General features: G+C 30.0%; 17 protein-coding genes. 11 read left to right on the top strand and 6 right to left on the bottom strand.

Annotated features, from left to right (window positions below; genetic code table 11):
• Positions 1–15: 15 nt before the first annotated feature.
• From P8F83_RS18085 to P8F83_RS18075, 3 genes are all read right to left on the bottom strand, one after another.
• Positions 16–1,941, bottom strand: a complete 1,926-nt coding sequence (locus P8F83_RS18085) for a U32 family peptidase (protein WP_326512161.1) — start codon at positions 1,939–1,941, stop codon at positions 16–18.
• A 114-nt stretch (positions 1,942–2,055) separates the two neighbouring features.
• Positions 2,056–3,465, bottom strand: a complete 1,410-nt coding sequence (locus tag P8F83_RS18080; protein WP_326512160.1) for a sensor histidine kinase — start codon at positions 3,463–3,465, stop codon at positions 2,056–2,058.
• Positions 3,465–4,178 (bottom strand): response regulator transcription factor, encoded by a 714-nt coding sequence (locus P8F83_RS18075; protein WP_326512159.1) that lies wholly within the window; start codon positions 4,176–4,178, stop codon positions 3,465–3,467. The genes P8F83_RS18080 and P8F83_RS18075 overlap by 1 nt, the downstream gene beginning before the upstream one ends.
• 151 nt (positions 4,179–4,329) lie before the next feature.
• On the opposite strand from P8F83_RS18075, the gene P8F83_RS18070 reads away from it, so the two are divergent.
• From P8F83_RS18070 to P8F83_RS18035, 8 genes are all read left to right on the top strand, one after another.
• The gene (locus tag P8F83_RS18070) at positions 4,330–5,241 is read left to right on the top strand and encodes an ABC transporter ATP-binding protein (protein ID WP_326512158.1); all 912 of its coding nucleotides are present in this window, start codon (positions 4,330–4,332) and stop codon (positions 5,239–5,241) included.
• Positions 5,241–5,996 (top strand): ABC transporter permease, encoded by a 756-nt coding sequence (locus P8F83_RS18065; RefSeq protein ID WP_326512157.1) that lies wholly within the window; start codon positions 5,241–5,243, stop codon positions 5,994–5,996. The genes P8F83_RS18070 and P8F83_RS18065 overlap by 1 nt, the downstream gene beginning before the upstream one ends.
• 2 nt (positions 5,997–5,998) lie before the next feature.
• Complete coding sequence (locus P8F83_RS18060; protein WP_326512156.1) at positions 5,999–6,736, top strand: ABC transporter permease; 738 nt, start codon at positions 5,999–6,001, stop codon at positions 6,734–6,736.
• Positions 6,737–6,866: 130 nt separating this feature from the next.
• On the top strand, positions 6,867–7,106 hold the full coding sequence (locus tag P8F83_RS18055; RefSeq protein ID WP_326512155.1) for an RNA polymerase sigma factor: 240 nt from the start codon (positions 6,867–6,869) through the stop codon (positions 7,104–7,106).
• A gap of 3 nt (positions 7,107–7,109) precedes the next feature.
• Entirely contained in the window at positions 7,110–7,421 is a 312-nt protein-coding gene (locus P8F83_RS18050; RefSeq protein ID WP_326512154.1) for an RNA polymerase sigma factor, read from the top strand.
• Positions 7,414–8,775, top strand: a complete 1,362-nt coding sequence (locus P8F83_RS18045; protein WP_326512153.1) for a DUF4179 domain-containing protein — start codon at positions 7,414–7,416, stop codon at positions 8,773–8,775. Before P8F83_RS18050 ends, P8F83_RS18045 begins: the two co-directional genes overlap by 8 nt.
• A 345-nt stretch (positions 8,776–9,120) precedes the next feature.
• Entirely contained in the window at positions 9,121–10,185 is a 1,065-nt protein-coding gene (locus P8F83_RS18040; RefSeq protein ID WP_326512152.1) for a galactose ABC transporter substrate-binding protein, read from the top strand.
• A gap of 32 nt (positions 10,186–10,217) precedes the next feature.
• A complete protein-coding gene (locus P8F83_RS18035; RefSeq protein ID WP_326512151.1) occupies positions 10,218–10,439 on the top strand; it encodes a hypothetical protein in 222 nt (73 codons plus the stop codon).
• Between the two features lie 52 nt (positions 10,440–10,491).
• Here P8F83_RS18035 and P8F83_RS18030 read toward each other — a convergent pair whose 3' ends face one another.
• Entirely contained in the window at positions 10,492–10,962 is a 471-nt protein-coding gene (locus tag P8F83_RS18030) for a DMT family transporter (protein WP_420022599.1), read from the bottom strand.
• A gap of 12 nt (positions 10,963–10,974) precedes the next feature.
• Positions 10,975–11,397 carry a DMT family transporter gene (locus P8F83_RS18025; RefSeq protein ID WP_326512150.1) on the bottom strand — a complete coding sequence of 141 codons (423 nt, stop codon included), beginning with the start codon at positions 11,395–11,397 and terminating at the stop codon, positions 10,975–10,977.
• 134 nt (positions 11,398–11,531) lie between these two features.
• Between P8F83_RS18025 and yeiL the strand changes: the two genes are divergently transcribed.
• Positions 11,532–12,206 (top strand): transcriptional regulator YeiL, encoded by a 675-nt coding sequence (gene yeiL / locus P8F83_RS18020; protein WP_286908919.1) that lies wholly within the window; start codon positions 11,532–11,534, stop codon positions 12,204–12,206.
• Positions 12,207–12,217: 11 nt separating this feature from the next.
• On the opposite strand, the gene P8F83_RS18015 is transcribed toward yeiL, so the two are convergent.
• Positions 12,218–12,988, bottom strand: coding sequence for a MurR/RpiR family transcriptional regulator (locus tag P8F83_RS18015; RefSeq protein ID WP_315111959.1), 771 nt, complete (start codon positions 12,986–12,988; stop codon positions 12,218–12,220).
• A 239-nt stretch (positions 12,989–13,227) separates the two neighbouring features.
• Between P8F83_RS18015 and P8F83_RS18010 the strand changes: the two genes are divergently transcribed.
• On the top strand, positions 13,228–14,787 hold the full coding sequence (locus P8F83_RS18010) for a PTS transporter subunit EIIC (RefSeq protein ID WP_326512149.1): 1,560 nt from the start codon (positions 13,228–13,230) through the stop codon (positions 14,785–14,787).
• 65 nt (positions 14,788–14,852) lie between these two features.
• Positions 14,853–16,175, top strand: coding sequence for a 6-phospho-alpha-glucosidase (locus P8F83_RS18005; RefSeq protein WP_326512148.1), 1,323 nt, complete (start codon positions 14,853–14,855; stop codon positions 16,173–16,175).
• Positions 16,176–16,217 lie beyond the last annotated feature (42 nt).

The following is a 16,217-nucleotide window of genomic DNA, read 5'->3' as shown; positions in this document are numbered from 1 at the left end:
AATATAATCTCCCTTCTAAATAGCTTTAAAGTTTAATGCACCAAGAGTGAAACCAGCTCTAAGTGTTTTTAATTTATTAAATAAATCCTTAGATTTACTAGTGTCTTCTATAGCCTTTTTATAAACATCAATTACACTCTCAAGTTCTTGAGTTGAGTATGTTTCTCCTTCAATACGTAAACTTACAGAGTTATTAATTCCCTCTAAAATAGGTAATAAACATAGTTCCTTGGCAGTAAATAAATGATTTTTCCCATTTTGATCTATATATACTGGATTTTCTCCTTTATCTGTCATAAGTACTAATATACTATTATTTACATAAGAATTATCTGCCTTTTCTATAGGTTTTAGACTATCTATATTGTCGTATAAATTGTGATCTAAATACATTACCTTTATTGGGCCGTGAACAATCATCTCTAAAGGTTCTTTGGTAGAAGTAATAAAAGAACCAAGTTCATTATTCCTTGTTTCAATGGATAAGGTAAATTCATTAACTCCAAGATTTTTATAGAACTCTAGAGCCTTATGGTTATAAATATTTAAGTTATAATTTGAAATAGTTTTATACTTATGTGCATACTTCTTTATAGCACCTAAGTTAGAAACTAGTAATCCATCAAATAGGTGACCATGTTTGCTTAAATATTGATCTATAATATCAAATTGAAGTTCATTCATCATTTGAGGTAGTTCCAAATAAATCTTAGTAGAGTTTTTTATAGTCATCAAAGTGTTAAGTTCATCTAAATTAATGAATTCATCAGGAAGAAGAACTTCACTAGGCAAATAAATCCTATCTACATTTTTTTCTATAGCAAGTTTAGCTTGTTCAAAGTTATTTACCTTTACAGATAAATTATGTTTCAGGTTAGACTTAGAATCAGGAATATTTAATTCAGATAAAACTTTCTCAATAGAAGTGTCAGTAATTTCAGGCTCTTCTGTTGGGGAAGAAAATACTTTTCCGGTAGAGTAGAATTTTCCAGTACCTTCATAGCGAGTATTTATGAAATCTAAACCAGGTTTTGAAAAGGCGTAGGCAGTAGTAAAATCACGTTTTCTACCTTCAAATAATTCTTCAGCATGTTTTTTACGATTAAAACTTAATGGATCTTCTATGTAACGATCAATGGCTTCACCATAAGTGTTTATTAAATTAACAATAAAATCTGTATCTCTCATACGTCCTTCAACTTTAAATGAAGTTATGTTTGCCTCAATAAGTTCAGGAATATGTTCATACATATACATATCTTTTGCAGCTAAAGGGTATTCTGAGGGATAAGAGTATCCATCTTTTTTTATAGTATAAGCCCATCTACAAGGTTTAAAACATCTTCCTCTATTTGAGCTATTACCTAAAACTACAGAGCTATAATAACAATTAGCACCATTTACAGTGCACATATCTCCATGCATGAAATATTCAGTTTCTACTCCAGTTGCAATTTGAAGAGCTTTAGCAGTTTTTAAATCCATTTCCCTTGATAATACGACTCTTGTAACTCCAAGTTCTTTAAGGGCATTTACAAACTCTATATTATGAACGTTCATCATAACAGAAGAATGTATCTCAAAATTGTTGAAATTATGTTCTTTACAAATTTGAAGAATACCTAGATCCTGAACTATTAATCCATCTACTTTAATATCATTTAAGTACCTTAAGTATTCGATAGCTTCATCAACTTCAGAATCATTCATCATATTATTCACTGTTATATAGATTTTTTTATCTTGTTCATGAGCTAAATCTAAGGCTTCTTTAATCTCTTCGTTTGAGAAATTATATCCTTTTCTCATCATTCTCATGTTAAGGGATTTTCCACCTAGATAGATGGCGTCACAATTTGCATTTACCACACTTTTAAAAATCTCCATATTTCCTGCTGGAGCTAGTAATTCTACTTTTTTACCATTAAAATATCTTGCCATTTTTCCTCCTATATAAATGCCTCATTAGTTATATTTTATAAAATAATCATATAGATAATATTATCACAAATCAAAATTAATGGAATATAAACAAAAGATAGTTTAAAAATAAAACTATCTTTCTTGTAAATTTCCACTATAAGAATTTATTAAAGGAAGTTCTATTTTTGAATAGAAGCCTTCTCCAATATCGCTTGATAAAGTTAACGTACCATCATGAGCTTTTATAATTCTTGAAACCATGGGTAAGCCAAGTCCATGACCATTGTGAATCTGATGTTTTCTTTTAGATGAAAAAGGAAGTTCAAGTAAGTCATTTAAAGAGTCTCTGTTAACTCCTTTTCCGTTATCATATATAGAAAGAGAAGCTATGTTACAAATTGAATCACAAGAGACTTTTAGATGTATATGACAGCCATCTTCATTATGATGAATACTATTTTGTATAAGATTTGTAATAGCACGAATTAATAGACGTTCATCTCCGTTTATAGTTGATTTATCGTCAAATTCATCTATTTCTAGAACAAATTTTTCATTTAAATCATTATTTAAAAAATCTGATACTACGTATCTAACCAAGGAAGATAATCTAACTATTTTTTTATTTAGTGGCTGCATTTCATATTCTAGCATAGAAACAAGGTTTAAATCGCTAACTAAAACACCTAATTTTTCAGCTTGTTTACGAATAATGCCTGCTTGCAATCTTTGTTCACTTGAAATATTATAGTTTTCTTCTAAGTCATTGGCATATCCGAGAATTATGGATAATGGAGTACGTATATCATGAGAGATACCTGCAATCCAGTTAGATCTTGCTTCATCTCTAGATTTTAGAGCTGCGTTTTTATTACTTAATAATGAGGAAGCATGGTTTATGCTTTCAGCAAGATTAGATAAAACCCCTTTTGGTTCTATAAATACATTTTTATCTTCCTCTAAAGATTTTATAGCCTTAGTAAGAGGACGAATAGATGTAATTAGTTTTGAACCTATTAATAATGATAAGATCAGTATTAAAAAAATATTACCCATTATTAGAAGTAAGATTCTAAAAGGAAGATCTTTTATCCAGTTAAAGGGAAGAACATGCTGATATTTTGCGAGAGTACCTTTTGGGTATCCTACTACCATTAGACCGTAAGCATTTTCCCAAACAAATACCGGATAATCCATAAGATAACCTCGAGAGAATTTAGCTACATCAGTTATCGAATAATTTTTAATAGTTTCAGTAGGGAGAGCATAACTCCATAATATTTCCCCATTATTATTAAGTAGCATTGCCCAAGCAGAATTTTTATCTAAAAGTTCTTTTGAGGGTGTGGATAAATAAAAATCATTATTTGTTTCGCATATATCCTTTGATATTTCTTCTACTACAACTGAAGGCGAGTGACCTGAGTTCATGCCTTTAGATAACCAAATAAAAAGCAAAAAAAAGTTAAGTAACAATATAAATATAACAATAAATATTGTTGACCCAATAAATCTCTTTAAAATTTTTATAGCTCCCTCCATCAAGAAATCTCCTTTATTAAAAGCTTATAGCCTAAACCTCTAACTGTAACTAGGTGTTTTGGGTCTGAGGGATTGACTTCAATCTTTTCACGAATTCTACGTATATGAACTGCTAAGGTATTTTCATATCCATAATAATCATCACCCCAGGTAACTTGGCAAAGGGCATCATTAGTAACAATACGATTTTTATTTTCGTAGAATTTATTTAATAAAATAAGCTCTTTTGCGGTAAAAGGACATTCTTTATCATCATATGATACAATTCCACTCTCTAAGTCTATTTTATGATTTCCTAATTCAAAAATAGGTTTCTTTTCTTGAACAATTGGAGAATAAACTCTTCGTAGAATTGATGTTAATCTTAAAACTAATTCACGTGGCAAAAATGGTTTAACTATGTAATCATCAGCCCCAAGACCAAGTCCTAATAAACGATCCTCATCCTCTCCTTTTGCCGATAGAAAAACTACAGGTATACTTGAAGTTTTACGAATAGTCGATAAAAGAGAAAATCCATCTCCATCAGGTAACATTATATCTAAAACAGCAATATCTGGACTTATTTCATAAAATATCTTTAAGGCCTCCGAACAATTAGACGCTTCATATATTCTATTGAATCCATTTTTACGTAAGAAACCGTGAAGCATATTTCTTATCTCAAACTCATCATCAACGATAAGTAACTTTTTGTTTTTTATATCATTCATATTAAATCACCTAAAAATATTATATCAGTTATAAGATATTATAAACATTCTTGGTAATTATTTAAGGTTAGCGTAATGTTGATGTTAGATTGAAGAAATATAAGATATATATACTTAACCTATAAAAACATTAGGAAGGATGGAGTAAATAATGAATAACATTGTTTCAACAAGTAAACTATCTAAAAAATATGGTGATATCTATAGAGTTAAGGATATTGATTTATTCGTAAAAAAAGGAGATATTTATGGTTTCTTAGGGCCTAATGGAGCTGGTAAATCGACTACTTTAAAGATGCTTTTAGGATTAGTTAAACCAACAAGCGGAACTTTTAAGATTTTCGATCAAGAATTTGAGAGTAATAGAAGTAGTATTTTAAAAGAGGTAGGCTCTTTAATTGAATCATCTTCATATTATGGACATCTTAGTGGAATAGAGAATATGAGGGTAATGCAACGATTAAGAGAAGTTCCAGATAAGAATGTAGCGGAAGCATTAAGAATAGTAAGATTAGAAAATCAAAAGGATAAAAAGGTTTCTCATTATTCGCTTGGAATGAAGCAAAGATTAGGAATAGCTATGGCGCTTTTAGCGTTTCCTAAATTGCTAATATTGGATGAACCTACAAATGGACTTGATCCTGCTGGTATTAGTGAAATTAGAGAACTAATTCAAACTTTGCCAAGAAGATATGGAATTACTGTTTTAATATCAAGCCATCTTCTTTCTGAAATTGAGCAAATAGCTACATCTGTAGGTATAATAAATAACGGAAAAATGCTTTTCCAAGGAGAAATGGATGAGCTTAAGATGAAAAGTAAGTCAACTATAGCAATTAAGACAGATAATAATAGATTAGCTAAGGATATATTAGTCAGAAGAGGGATTGTAAATACTCAAGAAGGGGATTTCTTAATGCTTAGAGATATCATCGATAGACAAGTAGTTCAAATAAATAAAGAATTAACTAATCATGATATTGGTGTATTGCGTATAGAGGAACATAAGAAAAGTTTAGAAAACATTTTTCTTAGTCTTACTGGAAAGGAGCAGAGCTTATAATGAAAGCCATTAGTTTAGAATTTTATAAATTAAGACATAAACGTTTATTTAGTATGATTACAATGTTTATGTTAGGGGAGATAGCCTGGGCCTTTATGGCAGCAAGTATGTCCTTTTCACGTAATCCTAAAACAGCGGGGTGGGAACCTGTAATTGCTATGTTATCATCAATGAATGGGCTTTTTTTACCTATACTTTGCGCTATTGTAGTATCTAGGATTTGTGATATGGAGAATAAGGGGAATACATGGAAATTGTTATTATCTGTTTCACTAAAGAGAGGAGATATCTATAAAGCTAAATATATATGTTCATGTATAATCATGAGTTATGCAACTCTTATTCAAATTTTTGCAGTAGCTATTTATGGGAAAAAGAGTGGTTTTACACAACCTTTGCCTACAACTTTACTAATTAGATATTTCATGGGTATATTTATAGTAAATGTAGTAATAATAGCTTTACAGCAATGGGTATCTATGGCTATTAGTAATCAAGCTTTTTCATTATGTGTTGGGATGATTGGTGGATTTATAGGACTATCAGCTGACTTATTTCCTATAGTTATAAGAAGAATATTTATATGGTCTTACTATAGTGGATTAAGCCCTATCATCCAACTTTATGAAAATGAGAAAATGAGTTTTACAGTTCAAAACATAGGAGCCTCGGCTTCATTGTTAGCAATAATAGCTATGATGGGAATAATCATTTATTTCTTAGGAAGTATGCATATAGAGAGCCAGGAGGTGTAAATGTGAGAAGTTTAAAAAGTAGTATTATAGCAGAATTTATAAAAATAAAGCATTCGCATATATGGATTGTAATGGTTACGCTACCAAGTATAAGTGTGTTAATTGGATGTGCAAATTTTTCTATGAATATAGGAGTTTTACAAAAAGAGTGGTATAGTTTATGGTCTCAAGTAGGCTTATTTTATGGAGAGTTCTTTTTACCTATTTTGCTTGGCATATGTTGCGCCTACTTATGTAGATTAGAACATTTAAATAGAAATTGGAACATGACAATGACTACTCCTGTACCAATAGGTAATGTTTTTTTGTCAAAACTTATTATGGCAGGAATAATAAGTTTCTTTATTCAAGGATTATTTTTTACACTATATTATCTTAGTGGGAAGCTTATAGGTCTTAACAGTCCTTTTCCTATAGAGATATATGGATGGTTTATACGAGGATGGTTAGCATCTTTAACAATAAGTACAATTCAGCTAGCTTTATCAATTAGAATGAAGAGTTTTGCAGTTCCTATAGGTATTGGACTATGTTTTTCTTTTATAGGACTTGGATTATATGTAGTAAAGTTAGGTATGATTTTTCCTTACTCATTACTATCTATTGGTATGGGAATAATAAGCCAGCAAAGTATTTCAGGAATCCAGTGGATAATATTTTTTGTGGTAAATCTTTTTTATATTGTTTTAATTAGCAGAGTTACAATAAGAAGAATGAAAAAGATAGACGTAGTGGTTTAGGTAAGAGGTATAGAAGTATAAGATAAATGGAGCCGTGTATAACGGTTCTTTTTGTTTTATAATGAACTTGATGCAAAAATGGAACCTTTGTACATATGAGTTTATCTTAGTAGTGTAGGAGGTGAATAATTTGAAAGTAGGGGAGAACGTAATAAGTATTTATAATATGGGACTTAAAAGAGAAAAAACGAAAGAAATAGACAAGAAAGAGTTTGCAACACTTATTGAAACTTATAAAGTTTCTCTATACAGAGTTGCAAAGGGGATATTAAGAAATGAATATGATGTTGAAGATTCAGTAAGTGAATCAGTTCTCAAAGCATTTAAAAACTTAAATAAACTAAAAGATAAAAACAATTTTAAAGCATAGATTATGAGAATACTTGTAAATGAGTGTTATAGCCTATTAAACAAGAAAAAAAGGGTGGATCTTCAAGATGACATGGGTGTTTATGATATAACTTACGAAGATAACCATAAGGGAGATATGATTGATTATATAAACAAGTTAGACAAAGACGCTAGAGTAATATTGACCTTATTTTATTATGAAGATATGAGTATAAAAAGTATAAGCGAAGTTTTAGAAATATCTAATGGGACAGTTAAATCTAGGCTCAGTAGATCAAAGGAGAAACTTAAAAAACTTTTAGAAAATAGTGAATGGGGTGGATATAATGAGTAGTTTTGACGAACTTATTAAAAATAAAATTAATAAAGAAGCATGGGCAGTGCCTAAGACATTAGATGATAAATTAAGCAAAATTATTGATGAATTACCTAGTGAACCTAAGAGCGTAAATAGTAGAGGTTATAGAAAAATAGCCTCAGCTGCAGTGGTGACTTTAACAATTTTACTAGCATTTAACTCTTCTTCGGTTAAGGCAGCAGTTAGCAATGTTATAGAATACTTTAATATAAATAAAAACTCGGAGTATGTAGGAGAAGCAAATACATTTCAAGAGTTTAATAATTCTATAGGAATAAGTGCCGAAGATAAGGGGATTAAACTTACTATAGACAACATAGTAGCAGATGATAACTTTTTAAATATTTTCTATACTGCTGAAAGTAAAGATGATATACCTAGGTCAGAGTACCAAGATTATTGGTCGGCTTTTGAGGCAAAACCTTTCTTGGATTTAAATGTAAATGGACAGAGAATAAAGGATGCAGGTAGCTATAAGGACGAAGCATATCTTGAAACTAATAAGATATTAAAAGGAGTATATAGAGCTAATGTAGCTGAAACAAAATTAACAGATAAACTTAATATAAAAATATCTACAGATAGAGTTCTAAAAACAGAAGGTAACTGGAAGATAGAAGCATCAGTAGATAAAAGTAAGGTAGTAGCAGTAAGTAAAATAGTTACCCCTAATAAAAAAGTTAAAATTGATAATGGAGTAAGAATTAATAACATAAAAATAGATAAAGTGGCTATGTCACCTTTAGGAAATCAAATAGTTATAACCGAATATACAGATAAAGATGCTAATAGCTTTCAGAATTTTGCAATAGAGGATTCAAAGGAGAATATTACTACACCTCTTAATTACGCATCTAGGGGTACGGATGGGAATAAAATGACGAATACTTTTGAGTTTATAGGACTTGATAAAGATACAGATTATGTAAATATAATACCTATAAAATATTATGATGGTAGGTTAGAAGATACAGAAAAAATAGATGTTAAAAAGCTACCTTCTATTATTAACTTAAATGATAATGGAAGTATTACTATAGATGATGTTATATTCTCTAAGAATCAAATAAAAGTTAAGTTCAGAAAGACTGGAGTAGTATTAAGCACAGATGAGTTTGAGTTTTATGATAAAGATGGAAATGGACTTGAGTTTAGTAAAGGAGGTGCACTTGAAAGAACAGTTGATAGATCAACAGGGGTTTACACAACTACTTATACGTCTTATAATGAGTCAGAAGACTTCTCAAAATATGCTAAAATAGCAACTAGTAAGCCCAGAAATGGAATAAAACTAGCAGAAGATCAGAGGATAAGAGTAGATTTAAAATAATAATAGTAAAAATAATGGAGTTGTTGCAAATCTAGATTTCTAGAGGCGCAATAACTCTTTTTTTGTAAGTATTGGTAGAAAAGGGATTAAGTTAATTCCACCGATTTCTAAATGTTTTGATTGGATTTATTTTGGGAAGGTGCTATTTTGAAATAACACCTTTTATAATAGAGGTAATTCGTGAAAACTGTATATAAAGTATTATCTTTTTGTAATAAAATTTCATTTTGCTTACTAAGCATTTCTTTAAGTTTTCTAAGATTGATGGATATATGGGCAACCAGTATAAGATTTTTATTCAAAATGCATAATAGAACTATAAAACAAATGGTTAGGAGGAGTTAAATGAAGATATTTAATAGAATTTTAAAAATAGCTTTGATTATAATCATATTAACTATAACATTAGGAAATAACTTATATATAACTGTAGGGGCCAGTGTAAATTATCAGCAAAAACTTCCTGTTAGGATAGGCTTCTTTACAAGAGATATTAATGATGATTACATTATGTTTCTTCGCAAAGGTTTTGAAGATGTTCAAAAGAATAATCCAGGAAAAGTTGTATTTAGTTTTTATAATGCTAATTTTGATGAATCAACACAAAATACGGATATGGAAAATGCACTTAAAAAAGGCATTGATCTTATATTATTAGATGCGGTTAATCTGCTTGAACTAAGAGGATTAATTAGCAAAATTGAGGAATATAACGTCCCAGTTGTAGTCTTCAACAGGATACCTTTTACACTAGATGCTATTAAATTTTATAAAAAGGCTTTTTATGTAGGATCAGATTCAGTGCAAGCTGGAATGTTGCAAGGGAAAATGATTGTGAATGCTTGGAAAAATCATAAAGAATTAATTGATAAAAACAACGATGGCGTATTGCAATATATAATGTTAGTTGGTGAAGAGCTTAATGAAACAGCTATTAATAGATCAGCATACTCTCTCTTAACTATTCAAGAAACTCGTATAAAAACAGAAAATCTTGCATCACCTATTTTGGGATGGAGTAAGGAGTCAGCTTTTAATACCATGAGTGCATTGCTTATAAGATATGATAAAAAAATAGAAGCAATAATTTCAAATGATGATACTATGGCAATTGGTGCAGTTCAAGCTCTTCAGAATTCTGGATATAACAAAGGAAATAAATTGAGATCTATTCCAGTTGTTGGGGTAGATGGAGTATCTGAAGCTAAAGAATTAATTTCAAAAGGTTTTATGTTAGGTACTGCTTCACAAGATCCTGTTAATATTGTTAATGCAATTTATACGGTAGGGATGAATTTAGTTTATGGTAGAAATCCTATTGAAGGTATATCTAAACCTTATATCTTAGATGAATCAGGAGTGGCGGTTTACTTTCCGTATGAAGAATATACCGGACCAATGTTTAAATAAAAATTAATTATCGAAAAAATGGAGTAGTTGACATGGATGGAGATTTCAAATTCTATGATTATAATAACAATAAACTAGAGTTTGATGAGGCCGTTGTTGAGAACTACGTTAATAGAGAAACAGGGGTTTACACTACTACCTATACATCATATAAGGATGTTGAGGATTTCTCAAAATATGTGAAATTATCAATGTATACTTCAGAAAAAATAACGCTACTAAAAGACCAACAAGTAAGGATAGATTTAAAATAACTACTAGCATAATAATAAGTCATGAAAATTTGTATTTTCATGACTTATTATTTTATGATGATAGTTCTTCAGTTTTAATTTTGTTTTCAGCCTTTTTATCAACAAACAAGTTATAGGTAAGACCTATTAATATAAGAATACCACCAATCAACTTACCTTTAGACAACAATCCGTCTTTAAAGTAATCAACAGCCATTCCTGAAAAAAGTTGTCCTATAAACATTAATAGGGTTAGATAAAAAGCAGGAACTTTGGGAGTAACTATATTTGATGAAGATACAACCAGTACACCTACTAGTCCACCTAAATATGCCCAAAAGGGTACAGATTTTAAGGTGTCTGTGGAAAAATTCATAAATTCTCTGCTTATAAGGAAAACAAGAATTCCTCCGGCAAGTCCAGTAACATAGTTATAAAAGGTTCCTTGAACTAGTCCTATTTTTTCTGCTAAAGAAGAATTTATATTTCTAGCAATTACCGTAGAGGCACCAGCTAGTATAGATAATATTATAATTAAAATCATAGATAATCCCCCTTAATATACGCTCATTATAAAAATACCTAAAGAAATAGCGATTAATCCAATAAGCTTTTGTTTATTAAATTTAACAACTTCAGCTCCAAGAAAACCATAATGATCTATAAGTATTGAAGCTACTGACTGACCCAAGAGGCCTAAAGAAAGAGTTAAAGAAGCACCTAAATAATTAAAACTTATATTTGTAAATAAAACAGTAAAAATTCCTATTAAACCGGCACTATAGATATAAAGTGGAATGTTTTTATCAAAAGATATTTTTTGTTTTTTTACTATAACCCATATAATCATTGCAATAAGTCCAGTGATATGAATTATTATAATAGCAGTATAATTACCCAAAGAGGAAGAGAGTTTTCCGTTAAAAACAATCATTATAGTAATTAAAATACCTATTAGAGCAGAATATATTTTATACATAACATTTCTCCTTTTTCTACGATTAATATAAATTTATCATAGATTAGATAAATGATATTATGACATATGTCATATGAATTTATGCTATAATTTTAATGTTAATATTGGAGTAAAATTGAGGGTGGAGTTAATATATGGGAGAAAAGATTATTGATAAGAAGATTTTAGAAAACTATATAAATAAATATCAAATAGACGAGGTTTTCAGTAATGATATGAAACCCTATATGCATTTATTTAAGTTTAATAAGGGTGAACATATATGTAGAGTACAAGAGGATTTAGAGTATTTATATTTTTTTGTTAGTGGAAAAGCTAAAGTTTACACTGTAATGAGCAATGGAAAGTCTCTGTTATTGTGTTTTTATACACCATTTAAGGTAATAGGTGATGTTGAATTTATGTACTTTAATAAAGCCGACTGTAGTGTTCAAGCTATTGAAGAAACCTACTGTGTTGGAATAGCTTTTGAACATATAAGAAAATACTCCATTGAAGATAGTAAGTTTTTAAGATTTATATGCGATGGATTGGCTGAAAAACTTACAAGGTTAAGTAAGTATAGTTCAATTAATTTATTGTACCCTTTAGAAAATAGAGTGGCTAGTTATATATTATCTAATAAAGAAAAAAACACCTTTAAAGAAAATCTTACAGAAACTGCAGAGCTTTTAGGATCTAGTTATAGACATTTATTAAGAACACTAAACTCTTTATGTAGTAAATCAATAATAAGAAAGAAGAAAAATTATTATGAAATTATAGATGAAGATGTATTAAGAGGGCTTGCGGAAGATTTATATGAGTAAATCTCCGCTTTTTACTTAGGAGAAGAGTATTTATGAAGGTATTTATTAAATATATATTCTAATACAGTGGTAGCAGGAATTCTTGAAACAAAGTTCATCTCTCCAACTGAGTATCTAGTAGAGCATACAAATAGAGGTTTGTGAGCAATATTAGATAAAGTATTATTACTCATAGTAGTTACTGATATTACAGTAGCTTTTTTTGTTTTAGCAATATTTGCAGCTTTGACAATTTGAGATGTTTCTCCAGACATAGATATACAAAATGCTAAATCTTTTGAGTTTAAATTAGATGCGGATAAATACATAAGACTTGTATCATCATAATAATATGCTTGTTTTTCCACCAATCTAAATCGTCTAGTCATATCTTCACAAACTATTCTTGAGGAACCTTCCCCATAAAACTCTAATCTATTACTTTCATAGATTAAATCTACTATTTCATCAATAACCGAATCATTAATAAGGTTTTTAGTTTTCAATATATCATCAAATATATCAAAGTGTGATCCAATATTTTTAGGACTTTGAAGTTTATTATTATCTTCTTGGTTTTCCACAGTATGATATAAAGTGTTTTTAAATTCTGAATAGCCGCTAAAGCCTAGCTTTTTACAAAATCTTATTATTGCAGCTGTAGAAACAAAGGTCTTTTTTGATACGTCTTGAATTTTCATGCTTTTAACAGAGCTTGCGTTTTCTATAAAATACTGCAACAGTTCATTTTCATTTTTATTTAAATTTACTCTTGTTTTTTCAATGTAATTAAAAAAATTCAAAATAACACCTCGTTTCAATAATTAACGATAAAAGAAAAAGTGGTGAAAAAAATTTCAGAAAGTGAAAAAAATTCAACCTTTGAACATAATTACTGAATGGTCTGAAACGGTTTCTTAAATACGTTATCATATATATAATATAATTAATCAATAAATTTGTCGACAAATTAAAGGGATTTATAACAAATTATATTTAATAATTAGATTCAAAACAATATGAATTAAGAGGAGGATCTCAAATGTTAAAAAAGATGAATAATTATTTTCAGCGTCTAGGTAAAGCCTTTATGCTTCCTATAGCATTGATATCTTTTGCAGGTATATTCCTAGGAATCAGTTCAGCATTTTCAAATCCTAATGTTATAGCAAAAATGCCTTTCTTAGGCAATGAAATATTACAATTAATATTTGTATTTACAAAAGCAATAACAGGAGTACTTTTTAGTAACTTACCAGTACTTTTTGCTATTTCTTTAGCTATAGGCCTTGCAAAGGATGAAACAGCTGTAGCTGGATTTTCAGGATTTATTGGATATATAGTAATGCACATAACAATAAATGCATTTCTTATAAGTAGCAAAACCTTAGCAACAGCAGAAAATTTAAGATCAGCTGGTCAAGGAATGACTCTAGGTATTCAATCAATAGAGTTAGGTGTTTTTGGAGGGATAATCGTAGGGATAATTGTGGCAGAGCTTCATAATAAGTTCTATACAATAAAACTTCCTGACTATATAGGATTTTTTGGGGGAACACGTTTTGTACCAATTATAACAACTTTAGCATTTACAGTAGTTGGATTGCTTATTCCAGTAATATGGCCTCCAATAGGAGCTGGAATTCAAGGTTTGGGATATACAATAGCTAGGTTAGGATACTTTGGAACCTTCTTATTTGGATTACTTGAAAGACTTCTTATACCATTTGGGTTACATCATATATTAAATGCCATGTTTAGATTTACACCTGTTGGTGGAGAAATGGTTATAGGAGGAAACTCTATAGCAGGAGCACTAAATATTTTTTATGCTCAGCTTGCTGACCCTAATACTACATCATTTTCAACTGAAGCAACACGTTTTTTAGCACAAGGAAAAATACCAATAATGATGTTTGGTTTACCAGCGGCAGCCCTTGCAATGTATAGAACTGCAAATCCTGAAAATAGAAATAGAATAAAAGGAATACTTACAGCTGGGGCTTTAGCATCGCTGGTTACAGGAATAACTGAACCATTAGAATTCTCTTTCTTATTTGTTGCACCAGTATTATATGGAATTCATTCAGTACTATCAGGAATATCCTTTATGTTAAATCATATTTTAGGAGTTGCAATAGGTAATACTCAAGGAGGCGCTATTGATTTAGTAGTTTTCGGTATGCTTCAACCTAATACCAAATGGTTTATAACATTATTAATAGGGATTGCTTATGCATTTATATATTACTTTACTTTCAAGTTCGTAATATTAAAGATGAACTTAAAAACTCCAGGTAGAGAAGATGATATAGAACTAGACGAAGAAAATTTAGTTTTAGACAATAGTGATTTTGATGGAAAAGCTATAGAAATAATTAAGTATTTAGGTGGAAAAGACAATATAGAGACAGTTAATAATTGTTTTACTAGACTTCGTGTGGTAGTTAAAGATATGAGTTTAGTTGAAGAGAGTGGATTTAAGAGAACTGGAGCTGCTGGGGTTATAAAACCAAGTGAGACAGATATTCAAGTAATATATGGACCTTCAGTTTCAAGTATAAAAGCTTCAGTAGCAAAAGAGCTTAAGAGAAAGTCATAATTAAATTTTAACATAAATACAGCAACACAAATAATATAGTTTTAGAAGCATAGGAGGATTTCATAATGAAGAAATTTAATATAACAATAGTAGGTGGAGGCAGTACTTGGACACCAGGACTTCTACAAAGTTTATGCAAAATGAAGGATAGTTTTCCTCTAAAGAAACTAGTTATGTTTGATGTAAATGAAGAGCGTCAAGCGACTATAGGTGAATTTGCAAGGATATTATTTAAAGAAAATTACCCAGAATTAGATTTTAGCTATACTACAAAGGTTGAAGAAGCTTATGTAGATGTAGATTTTGTGTTTATGCAAATGAGAACTGGCGGATATAAGATGCGTGAGCTAGATGAAAAAATTCCACTAAGCCTTGGGGTATTAGGACAAGAAACATGTGGTCCAGGAGGATTCGCATATGGCCTTAGGTCTATAAGAGATATGATAAAGACTATAAAGGATATACGTAAATATTCTCCAAATGCATGGATATTAAACTACACAAACCCAGCGGCTATAGTTGCAGAGGCTACTAATAGAGTGTTCCATGATGATAAGAGAATTCTAAACATATGCGATCAGCCTGTAAACTTATTAAGATCTTATGGAAGAATATTAGGAATGAATGATAGTCAGTTTGAACCAGTATACTTTGGGCTTAATCATTTTGGCTGGTTTACTAATCTTTATGATGGACAAGGAAATGATTTGTTACCTAAATTAAGAGACACTATAAGAGAAAATGGCTTTAAACCAGTAGATGCAGAGCAAAGAGACAAGTCTTGGTTAGATACTTATGGAATGGTTAAAGATATGTTAGATGATTTCCCAGAATATCTACCAAACACTTATTTACAATACTATTATTATCCAGACTATAAAGTATCACACTTAGATCCTAATTATACTCGTGCAAACGAGGTTATGAACGGAAGAGAAAAGAGAATATTTGAAGAGTGCAAAAGAGTAGCAGAAGTTGGGACTTCTGAAGGTTCAGTACTTGTGCACAATGATGCTCATAGTGAGTTTATAATAGAACTAGCAGAATCTATAGCATACAATAAACAACGCATATATATTGTAATTATTGAGAATAACGGAATAATATCTAATATTCAAGATGATGCAATGGTAGAAGTAGCAGCCGTTATGACTTCAAACGGACCACGTCCTCTAGCTGTAGGAAAAATAGGAACTTTCTACAAAGGTTTAATGGAATCTCAATTAGCTTATGAAAAACTTGCAGTGGATGCTTATTTTGAAGAATCTTATGACAAGGCTTTACAAGCATTAACTTTAAATAGAACTATAGTATCTGCTAAAAAAGCGAGACAAGTATTAGATGCTTTAATAGAAGCTAATAAGGGATATTGGCCAGAACTTAAGTAATAGATAGTTTAGAATGTACAATGAAGGAGAAAATTCAGTTAT

The sequence above is a fragment of the Clostridium intestinale genome (assembly GCF_035905475.1).
Lineage (GTDB): Bacteria > Bacillota > Clostridia > Clostridiales > Clostridiaceae > Clostridium_T > Clostridium_T intestinale.
Note: the sequence above shows the minus strand (reverse complement) of the source record. Positions and strands in the feature narration are given on the sequence as shown.